Origin of the sequence: Pseudomonas sp. NPDC089428, from assembly GCF_044749325.1 — a bacterium.
Taxonomy (GTDB): domain Bacteria; phylum Pseudomonadota; class Gammaproteobacteria; order Pseudomonadales; family Pseudomonadaceae; genus Aquipseudomonas.
The window spans coordinates 172,610-188,446 of the sequence record NZ_JBIVHT010000004.1; the positions used below are offsets into that span (position 1 = coordinate 172,610).

The window sequence follows — 15,837 nt, forward strand, 5'->3', positions numbered from 1 at the left end:
AGGAAAAAACCCAGGACCTTATCGTCTGGCCCTGCACAACGACAAGATGGAAACTGTTATGAAGTATTTGCGCATGTTGTTCGACAACTTCACCCTGTGCCTGCTCGGGGTGGTGCTGATCGCCACCGTGCTGCCTTGCTCGGGCGACGGCGCGGTGTATTTCGGCTGGCTGACCAACCTGGCGATCGGCCTGCTGTTCTTCCTGCACGGTGCCAAGCTGTCGCGCGAGGCCATCATCGCCGGTGCTGGCCATTGGCGCCTGCACCTGCTGGTGTTCTCCTGCACCTTCGTGATGTTCCCGCTGCTGGGCCTGGCGTTCAAGCCGCTGTTCGTGCCGCTGGTGGGCAACGAACTGTACCTCGGCGTGCTGTACCTGTGCGCGCTGCCCGCTACCGTGCAGTCGGCCATCGCCTTCACCTCACTGGCCCGCGGCAACGTGCCGGCAGCCATCTGCAGCGCGGCGGCTTCCAGCCTGATCGGTATCTTCCTCACGCCGCTGCTGGTGATGATGCTGCTCGGCGCCAGTGGCGATACCGGTTCGGGGCTGGACGCCGTGTTGAAGATCACGATGCAGTTGCTGGTGCCCTTCGTGGCCGGGCAGATCGCGCGGCGCTGGATCGGCGCCTGGGTGAAGAAAAATGCTCGTTGGCTCAAGATCGTGGACCAGGGGTCGATCCTGCTGGTGGTCTACACCGCGTTCAGCGAGGCCGTGGTCACCGGCCTGTGGCACACCGTGTCGCCGCAGCACCTGGCCGGGCTGTTCGCCGTCTGCGGCATCCTGCTGGCGGTGGTGCTGTTCGCTACACGTATGCTGGGCAAGGTGCTTGGCTTCAGCCTGGAAGACCGCATCACCATCCTGTTCGCCGGCTCCAAGAAGAGCCTGGCCACCGGCGTGCCGATGGCCCAGGTGCTATTCGTGGGTAGCGGCATTGGCGCGATGATTCTGCCGCTGATGCTGTTCCACCAGATCCAGTTGATGGTGTGTGCGGTGCTGGCGCAGCGCTACGCCAGCCGCGAGCAGGTGGGTGAGGGCGCTACTGCCTCGTCCTGATGGATTCATGTTGCCTGCAGCGGCCTCTTCGCGGGCGTGCCCGCGAAGAGGCCGGAACAGGCTATCTCGCTTGCCCGGAACTGCGCTCGCGCAATGCCTTGCCCACCTCGGCCTCGATCTTGTAGGCCGGCCCCTCCAGCTCTTCGTAGTTGCGCGTATAGCGCCTGGCAAACTCATTCACCCCAAGCTGCTGATACTGCTGCACATGCTTCAGTTCATGGGCCCACAACGCGACGTTGTCCTCGGCATCACTGGCATCGCGGAAGATGATGGTGTCGATCAGCGTCACCGCGTTCACGTCCGGGTTCTGCAGCATGGCGTTGGCCGCCGTGACCTGCTGCTCGTCACCGACCCGGTAGCGCGCAGCATCGAGCACGGCGAAGTCATACCAGGGCTCCAGTTGCGCGCGAATGTGCAAAGGGATCGGTTGACTGCCGCTGGCAGTGGCCTCGTCGCGCGCCTGTTGCAAGGCAAACGCCAGGCTGCTTGACGCCACGGTCTCGACGTCCTTGAGAATCTGCCCGGCCTGGCCGGGGTCGATCGGCGCGCAGAAACAGCCCATCAGGCACACCTGATACTGCCCAGGTGGGCAGGCCTGTTCGGCCAGGGCAGGGGCTGCCAGCAGCAGCCCCAACAGCAGGTTAATTCGCTTCATTCAGTGCCCTGTCGACAAAGCCCTTGCTGGCATCGAGCAACTGCTGTTGCACCGTTGCACTGGCCAGCATGCGCCCGACCACCAGCGCGCCGACGCACTGACTGATCAGCACCCAGGCCAGCGCCGGGTCTTCCAGGGTTTCGCTCCACGCCGCATGCAAGCCTACCAGCCAGTGCTCGGCCTCTTCGCGCACAGGTTGTTCGGCGCGAGCGATTTCCACTCCCAGTGGCGGCAGCGGGCAGCCGCCCTCGGCATTGTGCAGGTGTGCCAGGCTCAGGTACTGCTGCAGGCAGCGGCCCAGGCGTTCGCGGCTGGCACCCTTGTTGGCCAGGCGGGCCAGCGGGCTGTTGCTCAGTTCCTGCCGTACCACTTCGGTGAACAGGTCGTCCTTGGACGGGAAATGGTTGTAGAAAGCGCCGCCGGTCAGGCCGATGGCTTTCATCAACCCGGCCACGCCGGTGCTGGCGAAGCCGCCGCGCTTGGCCAGCGCGCCACTGCTGGCCAGCAGCTTGTCGCGGGTCTGCTGCTTGTGTTCGGTGGAGTAGCGCATGCACGGCCTCTTCGCGCTGCTTGACGATGGGGGCGATCATAACATAGCGTTCATTTACTAAACGATCATTCACCAATGGAGGCAGGCATGGCAGAACAACAAAAAGTGGTGCTGGTGATCGGGGCCGGGGACGCCACCGGAGGTGCGATCGCCAAGCGCTTCGCCCGAGAGGGCTATGTCGCTTGTGTCACCCGGCGCCAGGCTGAAAAGTTGCAGCCGCTGATCGATGAGATCCGCGCTGCAGGCGGCCAGGCCCATGGCTTCGGCTCGGATGCGCGCAAGGAGGAAGAAGTCGCCGAACTGGTCGAAACCATCGAGCGCGACATCGGCCCGATCGAGGCCTTTGTCTTCAACATCGGCGCCAATGTACCTTGCAGCATTCTTGAGGAGACGCCGCGCAAGTACTTCAAGATCTGGGAAATGGCCTGTTTCGCCGGCTTCCTCACGGCCCAGGCCGTGGCGCGGCGCATGGTCGCCCGTGAACGTGGCACCTTGCTGTTCACCGGCGCCACCGCTGGCACCCGCGGCGCTGCCGGCTTCGCCGCGTTCGCTGGCGCCAAGCACGGGTTGCGCGCCTTGGCTCAGAGCATGGCGCGGGAGTTGGGGCCACGGAACATCCATGTTGCCCATGTGGTGGTGGATGGTGCCATCGACACTGCCTTCATCCGCGACAGTTTCCCTGAGCGCTACGCGCTGAAAGATCAGGACGGCATTCTCGACCCGGCGCACATTGCCGACAGCTACTGGTTCCTGCACGCCCAGCCCCGTGATGCCTGGACCTTCGAACTGGACCTGCGCCCGTGGATGGAGCGCTGGTAAGCCTGACTGACCAAGGAGTGTGACGCATGAGCAAGACCGTGGAGTTCTACTTCGACCTGGGCAGCCCGGCCAGTTACCTGGCCTGGACCCAGCTGCCTGCCCTCTGTGCCCGGCATGGCGCAACCCTGGTATACCGGCCAATGCTGCTTGGCGGCGTGTTCCAGGCCACCGGCAACGCTTCGCCGGCGATGATCCCTGCCAAGGGCCGCTACATGTTCACCGACCTTGACCGTTATGCACGTCGATATGGCGTGCCCTTCGGCATGCCGGCGGGGTTTCCGGTGAACACCTTGACGCTGATGCGCGGCGTGATCGGCATGCAGCTTCGTTCACCCGCGCAGTTCGATGCGTTGCTGGCGGCGCTGTTCAGGGGGCTGTGGGAACAACAGCGCAACCTGAGTGATGCCGCGACGCTGGCTGCAACCCTCAGCCTGGCTGGTTTCGACCCTGCGGCGTTTCAGGCCCTGGCGGTGGATGGCGAGGTCAAGGCCGAACTCAAGCGAGTGACCGAAGAGGCCGTGGCGCGGGGGGTATTTGGTGCGCCGACCTGCTTTGTAGGCGGGGAGATGTTCTTTGGCCAGGATCGCCTGGATTTCGTCGCAGAAGCGCTGAGCCGTTGAGGTGGGATGGCCTCGCCCTTGGCGAGGCCAAACCTGGCTCAGAAATTGGCCGGGGTGTTGGCGCTGATGATTTCCGCCTCGTCCGGGCCAATGTTCTTGAAACTGTGCGGCAGGGTAGTGGGAATGTAGTAACCATCGCCCGAGTTGAGGATGCTCACCTGGCCATCGACCCACAGTTCCACGGTGCCGCGGGTGACCAGGCCACATTCTTCGCCTTCGGCATGCACGATCGGCTCGCCGGAATCGGCACCCGGGGCGTAAAGCTCGCGCAGCATGCGCATCTGCCGGGCCTCGACGCTGGCACCGACCAGCAGCATGCGCAAGCCATTACGGCCCAGGTCCGGCTGCTCGCTGGCGCGGAACACGAAGCGCTCTTCGCGCACCGGCTCGTCGAAGCTGAAGAACTCGGCCAGGGTCATGGGGATCCCTTCGAGGAGTTTTTTCAGGGAGCTGACCGAAGGGCTGACACGGTTCTGTTCGATCTGCGAGATCGTCGAGTTGGTCAACCCGCTGCGGCGGGCCAGTTCCCGTTGGGAGAGGTTGTTGCGTTCACGCACCAGTTTGAGTCGCGTCCCCGTGTCCATAGCCGCCTTGTAATCAGAGGTGTTTAAAATAATTAGCGACGCATTAAAACATACTCTGCACGCTTGCGCGCTGTGCTTTCAGACGCGTTGATCACGCGGCAGCGGCCACAGCCCGACCAGCAGCAACAGCAGTGCCACTGCCAGGAACGGCAGGCGTGGATCCAAGGCATAGACCAGCGTCCCGGCCAGCGGGCCGATCACCGCGCCCATGCCCTGGGCCGCGCCAATCGAGCCGGCGGTGGCGCCTTGTTCCGAGGCCTGCATGGCATTGGCTGCCAGCGCGGAAAACGCCGGGAACACAAAGCCCATGCCGGCTGCGGCGACAAAGTAGCAACTCCACAGCCAGGGTGCCGTGGTCGCCAGCGCGCCACTGGCGAAACCCAGCGCCGACACGCTGGCGCCGACGCGGATCATCTTCAACGGCGGCCACTCCAGCTGGCGCAGCAGCACCTGCGCCAGGATCAGCGCCACCCCGACGGTGGTCAGGGCGATGCCGGCAGCTTGGGCGGCTTCGGTCGGTGCCAGCTGCAGGCGGTCGAGGGCGAAGAAGCCGACGACGATCTGCGAGACCGTGACGCTGAGCATGGCGCTGAACGCCACCAGCAGCGGCCGGCGCAGGCGCGGGTCGCTGAGCCGAACAGGGCTGGGCGCCTGGTTGCGTGCCAGGGGCTGCGGTTTGAGCTTGAACAGCAGCACCAGAAAGGCGCTGGCCGGCAGCAGCGACATGACGTGAAACGGCAGGCTGAGGCTGTATTGCGCCAGCACTGCCGCCAGCGCCGGCCCTACCACCAGGCCCACGGCATTCGCCGCGCCCAGCGAAGCCATGGCCCGCGCCCGGCGCTGCGGCTCGACATGGTCAGCGATCAGCGCGTTGCAGCCCACCGGGATGGCGGCGTAGAAGGCGCCGATGCAACCACGTGCCAGCATCAGGCCAACGAATGCCAGGCCCGCGCCCGGCAACCAGCGCAACGCACCCTCAACGAACAGGCACAGCAGCCAGTAGGCCAGGGTGAAGCCGGCGCTGCCCAGCAGCAGGACACGGCGTCGCCCCAGGCGGTCGGACAACCGCCCCCACGGGCGCGCCAGCAGCACCCAGACCACGCCGGCCACGGTGACCGCCGCGCCGGCCTGCCAGGTGGCCATGCCCAGCAGGCGCGAGATTGGCCCGATCAGTGCGACGAAGGCCATCATCGACAGGGTGCAAGCCATGTTGGCCAGCAGCAGCGGGCGCATATCCAGGGTGTTGGCAGGGGTAAGCAGGGCAGGGTCCTTTGCGACGTTCATCGGGCAGTCCAGGGCGGGTCGACAATACAGCTGTCGAGCTTAGTGAGAATAATTGTTGTTTGTCGAGCCCGCCCGAGCACCAGCCTGTCATTCGCTGCGCCGCACGGGGCCTGGCCACATGCTACGCAACACGCCGTCCCGGCGCACCATGGCATGCATCAGCGCCGCTCCCAGATGCACCAGCACAGTGGCGAACAACACGTAGCCGGCCCAGCCATGGGCCTGGCGCAGCACGGCATACAATTGCAGGTCGTGTGGGGCGATCGCCGGCAGTTGCAGGGGGCGTGGGTAGCCGCCCGCCGACAGCATCGCCCAGCCCAGCAGCGGCATGGCCAGCATCAGGCCGTAGAGCAGCAGATGCGAGGCGCCTGCGGCGAAGCGCTGCAACGCGGGCAGGTCGGCGGGCAATGGCGGGTGAGGCAAGGTCAGGCGCAGGCCTATGCGTACGATCACCAGTACCAGCAATGCCAGGCCCGTGGCCTTGTGCAGTTCGACCAGCAGCGGGTGGCGCGGTGAAAGGTCGCCGACCATGCTCACGCCGATGAACAGCATGCTGAGGATCAGGATTGCCATCAGCCAGTGCACCAGGCGTGCCAAGGGGTGAAAGACTTCGGGTTTCATCGCTGTGCTCCTGCGCCGAGGGACTCGCGGCTGCGGCGGTTGAAGGATTCCGAATAGGCGGCCGAACGGGCGGCGAGGATCGGGTCGGCGGATGGTTGTATGCCGCTTGGGAGGATCAACGGGTCGAAATTCAGGTCACGGCAGGCGCCTTGTTCGGGGGCGTCGACGTGTTCGAGCACCAGGGTGCCTGCATCGACGCTGCGCCGCTCGGCCGGCCATGGCCGGGCCGGGTCGTCCACCGCATCGCCCTGGTCGGCCAGCACCAGGCGCAGGGTCCAGCGTAGCGGCCCTTGGGCCATGCGCTGTTGCAGGTCGTGCTGGAGGAACTGCTTGTCGTCGACCTGGCCGGGCAGGGCGGTAAATGGCGTTTGCGGCTCGAGCTGCCAGCGTACCGGGTGCGCCGTGCCGCTGGCATCGATCAGGCGGAAGGCGTTGATGCTGTGATACTGGGTACTGGCGAAGCTGTCGCTGGGCTTGTAGCCCGCCGCCCACTGGCGAAACGCCGCGCTTTCCGGGTGTGCGGCGAAGAATGCCTGCAGCTTTGCCGGGTCCGGTTTGCCGGTGGCCGGGTCAGGCGCGCCTGCCAGTACTTGATCGAAGAAGCCTTGCGGGGTGCTGACCGCCAGCACCGGGGGGTTGTTCATGCCGGTGCGCCAGATCTGGCCGTCATCGGTGCTCAGCTGGATCGCCAGGCTGCGCACGGGCACGCCGGTGTCCGGGGCGAACGGGTTGGCACCGCCGATGGCGAAGCGGCCGATCACCGGCACCTGTGCCTGGCTGAAGGCCCGTGCAGTCGACAAGGATGCGGCCTGGCCACTGGGCTGGAAGTAGCCACTGACGCACAGGCCCTTGGCGTGGTTCTTGCGGTAGCCCGGATAGTGGCCGGCCTGGGCCTCGAAGGTGTCGATGATGCGTTGCGGGGTCAGCTGCGGCCCGCCGATCCAGCCAGCGGCATAGGCGAAGCCGGCGCCCAGCGCCAGCATCACGGCGCCTATGCCGGCCAGGCGCAGCGCCTTGGCGGGGCCTTGCAAGGGTGAGTTCATGGTCGTCATCCGGTTCAGTGAAGGTGCCGGTACGACGGGGCAGGGAAAAACTTATTCCATCGGCGGGAATAGATTTTATTGCCAGGCGTCTGCCCCATACACTGACAACCCCAGCGCCCGGTACCTGACCATGCACGATCTGGACGAACAGCAGTGGCGTGAGTTGCTGCAGCGCCTGCGCCGCTTTGCCCTGTGGCTGACCCGTGAGCCCGGCAGCGCCGATGACCTGGTCCAGGCCACGGTCGAGCGCGCCTTGAGCCGCCGTGGCCAGCAACGCGAAGCCGAGGCTCTGCGCGCCTGGCTGTTCACCATTCTTTATCGGCTGTTTCTCGACGGTAAGCGCCGCGAGCGCTTGCATGCCCGCTGGCTGTCGTGGTTCGGCCGTGGCGCCGGGGCGCACGAAGCGGTGGGTGACAATACCGAGGACATCGTCCTGGCCCAGGCCGACTTGCAGGCCTTTGCCCAGCTGTCGACCGAGCAGCGGGCCTTGCTGCTGCTGGTCAGCATCGAAGGGCTCAGTTACAAGGAAGCGGCAGCGGCCCTGGCGATTCCTATCGGCACGGTGATGTCGCGCCTGTCGCGTGCCCGTGCCGCCTTGCGCGACCTGACCGAGGGCAACCCCCAGCCGCCGGCCTTGCGGAGACTCAAATGACACGCCTGATTCCTGGTGAAGACGAGCTGCACGCGTATATCGACGACCGCCTGGAGCCAGCGCGGCGCGCCGAAGTGCAGGCTTGGTTGGCGGCCAACCCGCAGCAAGCGGTGAGGGTCGAGGCCTGGCGCAAAGACGCCAGGCGCCTGCGCGCAGCACTGGCCGGCCATGCTGAGCAGCCGGGTGCCGCTATGCTCGACTTGCGCCAGGTGCAGCAGCGGCTGCGTCAGCGCCGGCTGCGGCGCCTGGCTTCGGCTGCGGTGTTGTTGCTGACGCTGGGCGTAGGCGGGCTGGGGGGCTGGCAGGCACGCCAGGTGACCTTGGCCAGCAATGAGCTGCCGATGGCCGATGCGGTGCAGGCTCATCGGTTGTTCGCCAGCAGCGAAGCGCTGGATATCCAGGCCAGTGACCCGGCGCAGCTGCGCGATTGGCTGGGCCGGCATTTCAACCGCGTGGGGCAGTTGCCGGACCTGGCGGGGTATGGTTTTCAGCCGGTCGGGGCGCGGTTGCTCAGCAACGAGCAGGGGCCGGCGGCGTTGCTGGTATTCCAGGATCGCAACGGCCAGCGCATCAGCCTGTTCCTGCGTTCGCCAGGGGATCGCTATGAGCGCATGCCCCAGGGGCAGCGAGTTGATGGGCAGCTCGAGGCGCGCTACTGGTCGCATGGGGCGTACAACTTTGCCCTGGTCAGTGCGGCGGACGATGGGCGCGGGGCAGGGGTAGGGGAGGCATTGCGGCTGGGGCTTTAACGGGGATCGTGTGTGCATCTTCGCGGGCAAGCCCGCTCCCACAGGTATTTCACTGTCCTCGAGAAAAGTGAAATACCTGTGGGAGCGGGCTTGCCCGCGAAAGCGTCGGAACAGGTCAGCTCAGTTCGAGCCAGATCGGGGCATGGTCCGAGGGCTTTTCCATCCCGCGCAGCTCATAGTCCACACCGGCCGCCTTGATCCGCGGCACCAGGGCCTGGGAGGCCATGATCAGATCGATGCGCAGCCCGCGCTTGGGTTCGTCCTCGAAGCCGCGGCTGCGATAGTCGAACCAGCTGAAACGGTCGGCCACCTCCGGGTGCAGGTGGCGGAAGCTGTCTACCAAGCCCCAACCTTTCAGGCGTTCCATCCACTCGCGTTCTTCCGGCAGGAAACTGCACTTGCCGGTCTTCAGCCAGCGCTTGGCATTGTCAGGGCCGATACCGATGTCGCAGTCCTGGGGCGAGATGTTCATGTCGCCCATCACCAGTACCGGCTGGTCGTTCTTGAACTGCCCTTCGAGCAGCGCTTGCAGGTCGCTGTAGAAGCGCTGCTTGGCAGGGAACTTGGTGGGGTGGTCGCGGCTTTCGCCTTGCGGGAAGTAGCCGTTCATGACCGTGATCGGGTTGCCGTCGGCATCGGCGAAGGTGCCCCAGATGAAGCGGCGCTGGGCATCTTCTTCATCCGTGGCAAACCCTTTGAACAGGCTCAGCGGCGCCTGGCGCGAGAGCAGGGCGACGCCGTAGTGGCCCTTCTGGCCATGGTAGTGCACGTGGTAGCCCAGGGCCTGGACATCGGCCAGGGGGAACTGATCGTCGCTGACCTTGGTTTCCTGCAGGCCGATCACGTCCGGCTGGTGCTTTTCGATCAGCGCCGCCAGCTGGTGTGGGCGGGCCCGCAGGCCGTTGATGTTGAAACAGACGATCTTCATGGAAAGACAATCCTGATAAAAGGCCGGATGCTAGCCGACATCGGCGTTCATCACCAGCATGGCAGCCTCGTTCTGGCACTGCTAACGTGCTGGTGGAGGTGAACGATGCGCAGTGGAACACCTCCAAGGCACTGACATGCCCTTTCCAGGAGGACACCCCGCCATGCTCGAAGCCACTGCCGCCCAGGCGCGTATCTGTACCCTCGATGACGGCTACAGCCGTGAGGCACGTTCGCTGTTGTACAACGCCTACCGCCACGAACCGACCTTTGCCTATATCTTCGAGGCCCAGCGCCCAGGCTACGAACGCCGGCTGCGGGTGATGGTGCGCGAGTGGGTGCGTCAGCACTTCTATCTGCAACTGCCGGCCATCGGCCTGTTGCTGGAAGACCGCCTGATCGCCCTGGCCCTGATCGTACCGCCGCAACGCCGCCTGGGTGTGGCCGACAGCTGGGCCTGGCGTTTGCGCATGCTGCTGGGCACCGGCCAGCGCTGCACCCGGCGTTACATGGATTACCAGGCGGCGCTGGCCAGCTGCCTGCCGACCGGGCAGGTGCACATGCTGCCACTGCTGGGCGTACATCCGCAGTTTCGCGGCTGTCACTATGGCGAACAATTGTTACAAGCTGTTCATGACTGGTGCGCGGAAGACCCCAATACTCAAGGCGTGGTACTGGACACTGGCAACGAGCATTACCTGGCCTTTTACGCGCGCCAGGGCTATGAAGAGATTGGTGAGGTGGCTGTAGGGCCAATCCGCGAAAGGGTGTTTTTTCATCCCAATCCGGTGTCATCCATGTCATCAATTGCCTGAAGTGGGCCGCCAGGCGCCTCACTTGAGCGCCTGGCTCTGGTAGCATGCGCCGCATGACGTACTCAGGAAGACTAACCTGGGGCCTGGTTTTCTGGGTCGCCAGTTTCGCAGCATGGGGCCAGAGCGAGTTGCTGGTGAAGGTAAAACCAGCCAACAAGGCGCTCAAGGCCAATGTCGAAGGCTATATCGGCAACCTTGGAGACCGCGATGAAGAAGCGCTGCTGCGTTTCAGTCGCGGGGCCCAGGAGCAGGCGCGCAAGGCCGCGCAGGCACTTGGCTACTATCAGGCGCAGATCGACACCGAGGTCAAGCCGCCTGCCAAGGCCGATCAATCCCCCCAACTGATCATCAGGATCGACCCCGGCGAGCCGGTGCGCCTGCGCAATGTGACCGTGCGCATCGAAGGCCCTGCCAGCGAGATGAAGGCTTTTCGCGTGCCTGACAGCCGGGCCCTGCGAGCGGGCGAACCACTCAACCACGGCCTGTACGAGGACGCCAAGCGGCTGATCCAGAACCAGGCTTCGCGCTATGGATTCTTCAGCGGCCACTTCACGCGCCAGCGCCTGGCCGTCGACCCTCAGGCAGGCGTGGCCGATATCGAACTGGTGTACCAGAGCGGCCCGCGTTATCGCCTCGGAGCGGTCAAATTCAGTGGTGACACGCCGCTGGACGAAGACCTGCTGCAACGCATGGTCTCGTTCAAGCCTGGCACGCCATACGATTCCGAACTGATCGCCGGGCTCAACAACGACCTGCAATCGAGCGGCTACTTCGAAGGGGTGCGGGTCGATGCCGCGCCCACTGCGGCGGTCGGCGAAGACATCCCGGTGGACGTCCGCCTGGATACCCGCAAACCACGCACCATGGGCCTCGGCCTGGGCTTCTCGACCGACGTCGGGCCACGTGGCAAGGCCAACTGGACACGGCATTGGGTCAACCCGCAAGGCCACAGTTATGGCTGGGAAACCGAACTGTCGGCACCGCGGCAAAACGTCGGCCTGTGGTACGACGTGCCCCTTGATCCACCCTTGACCGACAAGCTGCGCTTCGCCGGCGGCTACCAGAACGAAGAAATCGCCGGCACCGACACCCTCAGCAAGCTGCTTACGGTCGGCCCGGAGTGGCACAGCAAGCTGCAAAGCGGCTGGCAGCGGGTGATCTCGCTCAAGTACCAGCGCGAAGAGTATCGCCTGGGGGATGATTCGGGGTTGAGCAACCTGCTGATGCCTGGCGTGAGTTTTTCCTACCTGCGCAGTGACAACCGCATCGACCCGCACAACGGCTACCGCTTGCAGTTCGACACCCAGGTGGCCAAGGAAGGGCTGGTGTCCGACACCAACCTGTTACATGGCAACGTCCTGCTCAAGGGCCTGACCACCCTCGGCCACAATCACCGCTTCCTCGGGCGGGTACAGTTCGGCGGCAGCGCCACCAACGGCTACAAGAACAACATTCCGCCGTCGCTGCGCTTCTTCGCCGGTGGCGATCAGAGCGTGCGCGGCTACGACTACCAGACCCTGTCGCCGAAGAACAGTGACGGCGACCGCATCGGTGGCCGCTACCTGGTCGCGGGCAGTGTCGAGTACCAGTACTCGCTGGCCGAAAAATGGCGGGTGGCAACCTTCATCGATCAGGGCAACGCGTTCAACACCCTGGAGCTGCCCAGCCTCAAGACCGGGGTCGGTTTTGGTGTGCGCTGGGTGTCGCCGGTAGGGCCGCTGCGCCTGGACCTGGCCAAGGCGCTCGATGACGACGGTGGTATTCGCCTGCACTTCTCCATGGGGCCCGAGCTGTGATGCGTGTGTTGAAATTCATTCTGCTGGGGGTGCTTGGCAGTGTGCTGCTGGTGGCCCTGGCCCTGGGCCTGTTGCTGGGTACCGAAGGCGGCAGCCGCTGGGCTCTTGGCCGGGTGCCTGGGCTGACCATCGACGATTTCCAGGGTCGCCTGGCGGGTACCTGGCAGGCCAGTCGATTGAGCTGGGTTGACGGTGGCAATCATGTGCAGATCGAGGCGCCTTTGCTGAGCTGGTCGCCCGCCTGCCTCCTGCGCGCCACGCTGTGCATCGATCAGTTGCATGCCCGGCAGGTCGACATGGCCTTTGCGCCGAGCGAGCAGCCGACCGAAAGCGGCCCGTTGCAACTGCCGGCGTTGCACTTGCCGGTGGCGATCGAAGTCGGTGAGGTAACGGTAGGGCAATTGCGCCTGGATGGCAGCGAGTTGCTTGGCGACCTGCACCTGGCGGCGCACTGGACAGCGGGCGGCCTGCGCATCGACAGCCTGCAGCTGCAGCGTGGCGATTTAAGCGTGGATGTACAGGGTGACCTGCAGCCGGAAGGTGATTGGCCGCTGCAGCTGCAGGGGCAGGTGCAGTTGCCTGCCGTGGAAGGCAAGGCCTGGCAACTGGCGCTCAACACCAAGGGCGAATTGCAGAAGTTGCTCATCCTCGACGCCACCAGCAGCGGCTACCTCGACGCCCGCCTGAACGGGGAGGTACAGGCCCTTGCCGAGCATTTGCCAGCAAAATTGCAGATCCGGGCCGATGCCTTCAAACCAACGGCTTCGTTGCCCGACACCTTGCAGCTCAACCAGCTCGTGCTGGATGCCCAGGGTGATCTGCTCAACGGCTATCAACTGTCGGGCAGTGCCAGCCTGCCGGCCGAGCAGGCACCGATCGCACTGGCGCTGGCCGGCAAGGTGGGCGCCAAGGGGGCCAAGCTCGATGCCCTGGACCTGACGGCCAGCGACACCCAGCGCGTCAAGTTGCAGGCCAGTGCTGACTGGCAGCAGGCGCTGAAGGCCGACGCCCAACTGGACTGGCAGGATTTTCCGTGGTTGCGCCTGTACCCGCTGGAAACACCGCCGCAGGTTACCCTCAAGCGCTTCAATGCCCAGGTCCAATATCACGACGGCACTTACCAAGGTACCTTCAACGGTGACCTCGACGGCCCGGCCGGTGCGTTCACCCTGGCCAGCCCGTTCGAAGGTGACCTGAGCCAGGTACGCTTGCCGCAGCTGGCGCTGACGGCCGGGCAGGGCAAGGCGGCGGGCAGCGTCGCGCTGCGCTTCGCCGATACCCTGGCCTGGGACGTCGACCTGCAGTTGTCGGCCCTGGACCCAGCGTACTGGCTCGCCGAGCTGCCCGGTACCCTGGCCGGGCCACTGCGCAGCAAGGGTGAAATGAAAGGCGAGCAGCTCAGTCTGGATGCCCAGCTCGACCTCAAGGGGCGCCTGCGCGGGCAGCCGGCAGTGCTCAAGGTTGAGGCTCAAGGGGCCGGGCAGAACTGGACGCTCGGTGCACTGGCCGTGCAACTGGGCGATAACCGCATCAACGGCAGCGGCAGCCTGCAGCAGCGCCTGGCCGGGCGTATCGACCTCGACCTGCCGCGGCTCGGCCAGCTGTGGCCGAGGCTGCAAGGGCAGGCCAAAGGGCGCCTGGATGTCAGCGGCACGCTGAATGCGCCGCAGGGCACCCTGACCCTGCTGGGGCAGCAACTGGCACAGGAGGATAACCGCATCCAGCGGCTCGATCTGGAGGCTCGCCTGGACAGCGCCCAGCGTGGGCTGCTCGACCTCAAGGCCAACGGCATCCGCCTGGGCGACACGGTACTGGGGACCTTGCAGGCCGATGGCAAGGGCGACATCCGCCAGCAGGCACTGAACTTGGCGCTGGACGGCCCGCAACTCAAACTCGACATTGGGCTCGATGGCCAGTTGAACAAAGGCGACTGGCGTGGCCGCCTGGCCAGCGGCAGGGTCCAGGCCGGGGGCCAGGACTGGCAGCTGCAGGCGCCGGCCCGCCTGCAGCGACTGGCCAATGGCCAAGTGGATTTCGGCGCCCACTGCTGGCGCTCCGGCCAGGCCAGCCTGTGCGGCGAGGACCAGCGCTTGGCACCAGAACCGCGTCTGCGCTATCACCTCAAGCAGTTCCCGCTGGACAGCCTGGCACAGTGGCTGCCGAAGGACTTCGCCTGGCAGGGCATGCTCAATGCCGACGTGAACCTGGATATCCCGGCCAGTGGCCCGAAAGGCAACGTTCGTGTAGATGCCAGCGGCGGTACGTTGCGCATTCGCGACAAGGGCCGCTGGATCGACTTCCCTTACCAGATCCTGCGCCTGGACAGCACCCTGGCGCCACGCCGGGTCGATACACGCCTGGATTTTCGCGGCGAACGCCTGGGCGAACTGAGCCTGAACACGCGCCTCGATCCGCTGGGCAAGAACAAACCGTTGGCGGGCGACTTCCGCCTGGCCGGGCTGGACCTGTCGATCGCCCGTCCGTTCTTGCCGATGGTCGAGCGCTTGGCCGGGCAGTTGAATGGCAGCGGGCGCTTGACCGGCACCTTGCTGGCGCCGCAGGTCAACGGCAACGTGGTGCTCAGCGGCGGCGAGGTCAGTGGTGCCGAGTTGCCGGTCAGCTTGCAGGACCTGTCGCTGCAGGCCTTGATCGCCGGCGAGCAAGTGCAGCTCAATGGTAGCTGGCGCAGCGGACAAGCTGGGCGCGGCCAACTCAACGGTCACCTGACCTGGGGCCAGGCTCTGGGTATGGACCTGCGTCTGCAGGGCCAGCAGCTGCCCGTGACCGTCGAGCCTTACGCCACACTGGAAGTCGCGCCAGACCTTAACCTGCGCCTGATCGACGACAAACTGGCGGTGACCGGCAAGGTGCTGGTGCCCAAAGGCAAGATCGTCGTGCGTGAGTTGCCACCCTCTACCGTGAAGGTCTCGGACGACACGGTCATCGTCGGCCACCAGACCGAGGAGGGCAAACCGCCCATGGCGATGGCCATGGACATCGACGTGGTCGTGGGGCAGGACACGCTGTCGTTCAGCGGCTTCGGCCTGACCGCCAACTTGCTTGGCCATGTGCACATCGGTGACAACATGGACACCCGTGGCGAGCTGAGCCTGGCCGATGGCCGCTACCGTGCCTACGGTCAGCGTCTGACCATTCGCCGTGCACGGTTATTGTTCGCCGGTCCGATCGACCAGCCCTATCTGGATATCGAGGCCATCCGCAAAGTAGACGATGTGATTGCCGGTATCCGCCTGAGCGGCAGTGCCGAGCAGCCGACCACCAGCGTGTTCTCGGAACCGGCCATGAGTCAGGAGCAGGCGTTGTCCTATCTGGTGCTCGGGCGCCCATTGGGGACTTCCGGTGAGGACAACAACATGCTGGCCGAAGCGGCATTGGGCCTGGGCCTTGCGGGCAGTGCCGGGATTACCGGCAGCCTGGCATCGGGCCTGGGGATCGATGACTTCCAACTGGACACCGAAGGCTCCGGTAACAGCACCAGCGTGGTTGCCAGTGGCAACCTCACCGAGAAGCTCAGCTTGCGATACGGGGTCGGAGTGTTCGAGCCAGCCAACACCATTGCGCTGCGTTACAAGCTGAGCAAGAAGGTGTATCTGGAGGCCGCCAGCGGCTTGGCAAGTTCTTTGGACATTTTCTACAAACGTGATTTCTGA

At 65.1% G+C, this 15,837-nt stretch carries 15 protein-coding genes; 8 read left to right on the forward strand and 7 right to left on the reverse strand.

Going from position 1 to position 15,837, the window contains the following annotated elements:
* Positions 1-46 precede the first annotated feature (46 nt).
* On the forward strand, positions 47-1,051 hold the full coding sequence (locus tag ACIPZ5_RS09690; RefSeq protein WP_261940292.1) for a bile acid:sodium symporter family protein: 1,005 nt from the start codon (positions 47-49) through the stop codon (positions 1,049-1,051).
* Between the two features lie 61 nt (positions 1,052-1,112).
* Here the strand turns inward: ACIPZ5_RS09690 and ACIPZ5_RS09695 are convergent, their stop codons facing one another.
* Together ACIPZ5_RS09695 and ACIPZ5_RS09700 are read right to left on the reverse strand one after the other, a co-directional pair.
* A complete protein-coding gene (locus tag ACIPZ5_RS09695) occupies positions 1,113-1,706 on the reverse strand; it encodes a DUF4157 domain-containing protein (RefSeq protein WP_400808095.1) in 594 nt (197 codons plus the stop codon).
* Entirely contained in the window at positions 1,693-2,256 is a 564-nt protein-coding gene (locus tag ACIPZ5_RS09700) for a TetR/AcrR family transcriptional regulator (protein WP_400808098.1), read from the reverse strand. The genes ACIPZ5_RS09695 and ACIPZ5_RS09700 overlap by 14 nt, the downstream gene beginning before the upstream one ends.
* Before the next feature lie 87 nt (positions 2,257-2,343).
* Here ACIPZ5_RS09700 and ACIPZ5_RS09705 point away from each other — a divergent pair, with 87 nt between their 5' ends.
* Together ACIPZ5_RS09705 and ACIPZ5_RS09710 are read left to right on the forward strand one after the other, a co-directional pair.
* Positions 2,344-3,075 (forward strand): SDR family oxidoreductase, encoded by a 732-nt coding sequence (locus ACIPZ5_RS09705; RefSeq protein ID WP_261940290.1) that lies wholly within the window; start codon positions 2,344-2,346, stop codon positions 3,073-3,075.
* A 26-nt stretch (positions 3,076-3,101) separates the two neighbouring features.
* On the forward strand, positions 3,102-3,695 hold the full coding sequence (locus tag ACIPZ5_RS09710) for a 2-hydroxychromene-2-carboxylate isomerase (RefSeq protein WP_400808100.1): 594 nt from the start codon (positions 3,102-3,104) through the stop codon (positions 3,693-3,695).
* Between the two features lie 38 nt (positions 3,696-3,733).
* Here the strand turns inward: ACIPZ5_RS09710 and ACIPZ5_RS09715 are convergent, their stop codons facing one another.
* The 4 genes from ACIPZ5_RS09715 to ACIPZ5_RS09730 all read right to left on the reverse strand — a co-directional run bounded on the left by ACIPZ5_RS09715 (position 3,734) and on the right by ACIPZ5_RS09730 (position 7,227).
* Positions 3,734-4,279 carry a cupin domain-containing protein gene (locus ACIPZ5_RS09715; protein ID WP_054887330.1) on the reverse strand — a complete coding sequence of 182 codons (546 nt, stop codon included), beginning with the start codon at positions 4,277-4,279 and terminating at the stop codon, positions 3,734-3,736.
* 78 nt (positions 4,280-4,357) lie between these two features.
* Positions 4,358-5,563 carry an MFS transporter gene (locus tag ACIPZ5_RS09720; protein WP_400808102.1) on the reverse strand — a complete coding sequence of 402 codons (1,206 nt, stop codon included), beginning with the start codon at positions 5,561-5,563 and terminating at the stop codon, positions 4,358-4,360.
* Positions 5,564-5,650: 87 nt separating this feature from the next.
* On the reverse strand, positions 5,651-6,184 hold the full coding sequence (locus ACIPZ5_RS09725) for a cytochrome b (RefSeq protein WP_343596949.1): 534 nt from the start codon (positions 6,182-6,184) through the stop codon (positions 5,651-5,653).
* Entirely contained in the window at positions 6,181-7,227 is a 1,047-nt protein-coding gene (locus ACIPZ5_RS09730; protein ID WP_400808105.1) for a catalase family peroxidase, read from the reverse strand. The genes ACIPZ5_RS09725 and ACIPZ5_RS09730 overlap by 4 nt, the downstream gene beginning before the upstream one ends.
* 130 nt (positions 7,228-7,357) lie before the next feature.
* Between ACIPZ5_RS09730 and ACIPZ5_RS09735 the strand changes: the two genes are divergently transcribed.
* Both ACIPZ5_RS09735 and ACIPZ5_RS09740 read left to right on the forward strand, forming a co-directional pair.
* On the forward strand, positions 7,358-7,879 hold the full coding sequence (locus ACIPZ5_RS09735) for a sigma-70 family RNA polymerase sigma factor (protein ID WP_343596945.1): 522 nt from the start codon (positions 7,358-7,360) through the stop codon (positions 7,877-7,879).
* Positions 7,876-8,628 (forward strand): anti-sigma factor family protein, encoded by a 753-nt coding sequence (locus ACIPZ5_RS09740; RefSeq protein ID WP_400808107.1) that lies wholly within the window; start codon positions 7,876-7,878, stop codon positions 8,626-8,628. The genes ACIPZ5_RS09735 and ACIPZ5_RS09740 overlap by 4 nt, the downstream gene beginning before the upstream one ends.
* Before the next feature lie 115 nt (positions 8,629-8,743).
* On the opposite strand, the gene xthA is transcribed toward ACIPZ5_RS09740, so the two are convergent.
* Positions 8,744-9,556, reverse strand: coding sequence for an exodeoxyribonuclease III (gene xthA, locus ACIPZ5_RS09745; RefSeq protein WP_079227856.1), 813 nt, complete (start codon positions 9,554-9,556; stop codon positions 8,744-8,746).
* A gap of 163 nt (positions 9,557-9,719) precedes the next feature.
* On the opposite strand from xthA, the gene ACIPZ5_RS09750 reads away from it, so the two are divergent.
* The 3 genes from ACIPZ5_RS09750 to ACIPZ5_RS09760 are packed head-to-tail and all read left to right on the forward strand — an operon-like array spanning position 9,720 to position 15,837.
* Positions 9,720-10,370, forward strand: coding sequence for a GNAT family N-acetyltransferase (locus tag ACIPZ5_RS09750; RefSeq protein WP_343596939.1), 651 nt, complete (start codon positions 9,720-9,722; stop codon positions 10,368-10,370).
* Positions 10,371-10,423: 53 nt separating this feature from the next.
* Positions 10,424-12,166 (forward strand): autotransporter assembly complex family protein, encoded by a 1,743-nt coding sequence (locus tag ACIPZ5_RS09755; protein ID WP_261944322.1) that lies wholly within the window; start codon positions 10,424-10,426, stop codon positions 12,164-12,166.
* Positions 12,163-15,837, forward strand: coding sequence for a translocation/assembly module TamB domain-containing protein (locus ACIPZ5_RS09760; RefSeq protein ID WP_400808112.1), 3,675 nt, complete (start codon positions 12,163-12,165; stop codon positions 15,835-15,837). Before ACIPZ5_RS09755 ends, ACIPZ5_RS09760 begins: the two co-directional genes overlap by 4 nt.

Coding starts and splice junctions, on each gene's coding strand:
- ACIPZ5_RS09735 (WP_343596945.1), top strand. CDS start 7,358: ATGCACGATCTGGACGAACAGCAGTGGCGTGAGTTGCTGCAGCGCCTG.
- xthA (WP_079227856.1), bottom strand. CDS start 9,556: ATGAAGATCGTCTGTTTCAACATCAACGGCCTGCGGGCCCGCCCACAC.
- ACIPZ5_RS09695 (WP_400808095.1), bottom strand. CDS start 1,706: ATGAAGCGAATTAACCTGCTGTTGGGGCTGCTGCTGGCAGCCCCTGCC.
- ACIPZ5_RS09720 (WP_400808102.1), bottom strand. CDS start 5,563: ATGAACGTCGCAAAGGACCCTGCCCTGCTTACCCCTGCCAACACCCTG.
- ACIPZ5_RS09715 (WP_054887330.1), bottom strand. CDS start 4,279: ATGGACACGGGGACGCGACTCAAACTGGTGCGTGAACGCAACAACCTC.
- ACIPZ5_RS09730 (WP_400808105.1), bottom strand. CDS start 7,227: ATGAACTCACCCTTGCAAGGCCCCGCCAAGGCGCTGCGCCTGGCCGGC.
- ACIPZ5_RS09705 (WP_261940290.1), top strand. CDS start 2,344: ATGGCAGAACAACAAAAAGTGGTGCTGGTGATCGGGGCCGGGGACGCC.
- ACIPZ5_RS09755 (WP_261944322.1), top strand. CDS start 10,424: ATGACGTACTCAGGAAGACTAACCTGGGGCCTGGTTTTCTGGGTCGCC.
- ACIPZ5_RS09690 (WP_261940292.1), top strand. CDS start 47: ATGGAAACTGTTATGAAGTATTTGCGCATGTTGTTCGACAACTTCACC.
- ACIPZ5_RS09750 (WP_343596939.1), top strand. CDS start 9,720: ATGCTCGAAGCCACTGCCGCCCAGGCGCGTATCTGTACCCTCGATGAC.
- ACIPZ5_RS09700 (WP_400808098.1), bottom strand. CDS start 2,256: ATGCGCTACTCCACCGAACACAAGCAGCAGACCCGCGACAAGCTGCTG.
- ACIPZ5_RS09725 (WP_343596949.1), bottom strand. CDS start 6,184: ATGAAACCCGAAGTCTTTCACCCCTTGGCACGCCTGGTGCACTGGCTG.
- ACIPZ5_RS09740 (WP_400808107.1), top strand. CDS start 7,876: ATGACACGCCTGATTCCTGGTGAAGACGAGCTGCACGCGTATATCGAC.
- ACIPZ5_RS09710 (WP_400808100.1), top strand. CDS start 3,102: ATGAGCAAGACCGTGGAGTTCTACTTCGACCTGGGCAGCCCGGCCAGT.